This is a genomic window from uncultured Nostoc sp. (assembly GCF_964247315.1).
Classification (GTDB): domain Bacteria; phylum Cyanobacteriota; class Cyanobacteriia; order Cyanobacteriales; family Nostocaceae; genus Nostoc.
In genome coordinates this window covers 1-2,143 of record NZ_CAXTTT010000253.1, presented here as the reverse complement: position 1 = coordinate 2,143, position 2,143 = coordinate 1, and the positions used below count along the sequence as shown (strand labels likewise).

The following is a 2,143-nucleotide window of genomic DNA, read 5'->3' as shown; positions in this document are numbered from 1 at the left end:
TGACGGGAGCGGTTTCACTCGTGACGGGAGCGGTTTCACTCGTGACGGGAGCGGTTTCACTCGTGACGGGAGCGGTTTCACTCGTGACGGGAGCGGTCTAACTTTTGCTTTTTTACATTATTAATTAAATTCTGAAAAGAAATACCGAAAAATTACCGATATAACCTGAAAATTTTATAAGCAAAAATTGTGAGTTCTGCTGAACCGGAACGCGGTTTAATTAAGGCAAGCTAGCTATAGCAGCATCTTAAAGGAGTAATTTTATGTCTCGTCAAAAACGCACATCCCGCATTCTAGAAAAAGCTCAGTTAAGATCCGCCGGACTGAAATCAATTGTTCCAAGCATCAAATTTGATGAAAATTATAATTTGCAAAAACTGATTGAGTCAATTGAGCAGTTACGCAACAAACTTGATGTTTATAATACTGCTCTGTCTGTGGTTGACTCTTCTAAAACTGAAATTGAAGAGATGGAAAAAAACTTGAGTCAGCTTTCTGAGAAGATGCTGATGGTGGTTGCGATCAAGTACGGCAAAGACAGCCGTGAATATGAGATGGCGGGTGGTGTTCGCAATAGCGATCGCATCCGCAAAATCAGATCGAGTCGCTTGAAAAATGTTGCAGAACAAGCATCTGATGAAAATACTAAAACTGCATAAAATGTAGGACTAGGGTAAGAGACGGCGATTTATCGCGTTTTTGAGAAATCCGGGAGAAATTGTTTCCAAAGTACCACCTACGACTTTAGAGTGTTCAAATAACTCAAATAGTTATCTATCTGAAGGCAAGGTATGACAACAAACTTTAGTCGGCGTGAATTTATTTTGCTCGGTTCAGCAGGGTTTGGTACTAGTTTACTGCTGCAAGCTTGCAGTAATAAGCCGACGACACCAACAGCGACAACAACGGGTGGTACTGAAGGGTTTAAAATAGCGATCGCTCTCCCTGGAATAATTACCGATAAAGGCTGGAATCAATCTGGTTATGAAGGCATCAATCTAGCAAAACAAAAGCTAGGTGCCCAAACCGCCTATGTAGAAAAAGTAGCACAAGCAGATCAAACAGAAGTATTAACAGACTTTGCTCGTAAAGGCTACAATCTCATCTTCGCGCATGGCGGACAATTTGATGCTGCAATTGAACAAGTTGCTTCACAGTTTCCCAATACATTTTTTGTGGGAGTAAATGGTAATCTCAAATCTGAGAATATCGCTTCTTTACGAATAGATCACCTACAAGCTAGTTATTTGTGTGGCATTATCGCTGCTTATATCACTAAATCTAATAAATTAGCTTATATTGCTGGAGAGAAGTTTCCCGCAACTGAAGGAGAACTGCGGGGATTTGAATTAGGAGCAAAGTCTGTTAAACCAAATATCCAAATTACTTCTACTTTTACAGGTGATTGGAATGATGTTGCTAAAGCCAAGGAAGCGACTCTGGCATTAATTTCTTCCGGGGCTGATGTCATCTATCAATGGTTAGATAATGCTTCCGCCGCAGTCTTACAAACAGCAGGTGAAAAAGGAGTATATGCTTTTGGTAACACCAAGGATCAATTAGATATTGCACCAAAAGCTGTCTTAACCAGCGCTGTCAAACGCTTAGATTTAGCCATAGCTTATATAGCAGAATTAGCCAAACAAAAACAAATCAAAGGACAAATATATACAATTGGGCTAGAAAGAACAGATATATTATTTTTAGGGAAATTTGGGGCAATCATACCGGAAGTAGTTAAGCAAAAGGTATTGAATGCAAACCAAGCAATTGTTAATAAGAAAATCGTTTTTGAAGACTGTAAAGAGGCTGGTAAGGATACGCGCTGCGTGAAGAAAGCAACAACATAGGTTTAGTATACAGATATCTTAAAAACTTTGGTAGTCAAATTACCCCCCTTATAAAGCTACCGTGTATACACAAGTTGAATTACCCCCCTTAATCCCCCCTTATAAAGGGGGGAAAAAAGAAATCCTGTTCTCTCCCCAATATATACGGAGAGGGTTAGAGTGGAGTAAAATCACTACTTCAAACTTGTATATACACAGTAACTTATAAAGGGGGGGAAATAAGAAATCTTGTTCCCTCCCCTTTATAAGGGGAGGGTTAGGGTGGGGTAAAACTGACGCGAATCTTCACTACG

Annotated in this window: 2 protein-coding genes; both read left to right on the top strand. The window is 39.9% G+C overall.

All coding sequences use genetic code 11. From position 1 onward, the window contains the following. Nucleotides 1-263 precede the first annotated feature (263 nt). Complete coding sequence (locus ACFE93_RS34440; protein WP_375480594.1) at nucleotides 264-659, top strand: hypothetical protein; 396 nt, start codon at nucleotides 264-266, stop codon at nucleotides 657-659. 132 nt (nucleotides 660-791) lie between these two features. Next, nucleotides 792-1,850 (top strand): BMP family protein, encoded by a 1,059-nt coding sequence (locus tag ACFE93_RS34435; RefSeq protein ID WP_375480592.1) that lies wholly within the window; start codon nucleotides 792-794, stop codon nucleotides 1,848-1,850. The last annotated feature ends 293 nt before the right edge of the window (nucleotides 1,851-2,143 follow it).

What these genes read in the sequence shown, in the direction of transcription:
- ACFE93_RS34440 (WP_375480594.1), top strand. Translation starts at nt 264, where the DNA reads ATGTCTCGTCAAAAACGCACATCCCGCATTCTAGAAAAAGCTCAGTTA.
- ACFE93_RS34435 (WP_375480592.1), top strand. Translation starts at nt 792, where the DNA reads ATGACAACAAACTTTAGTCGGCGTGAATTTATTTTGCTCGGTTCAGCA.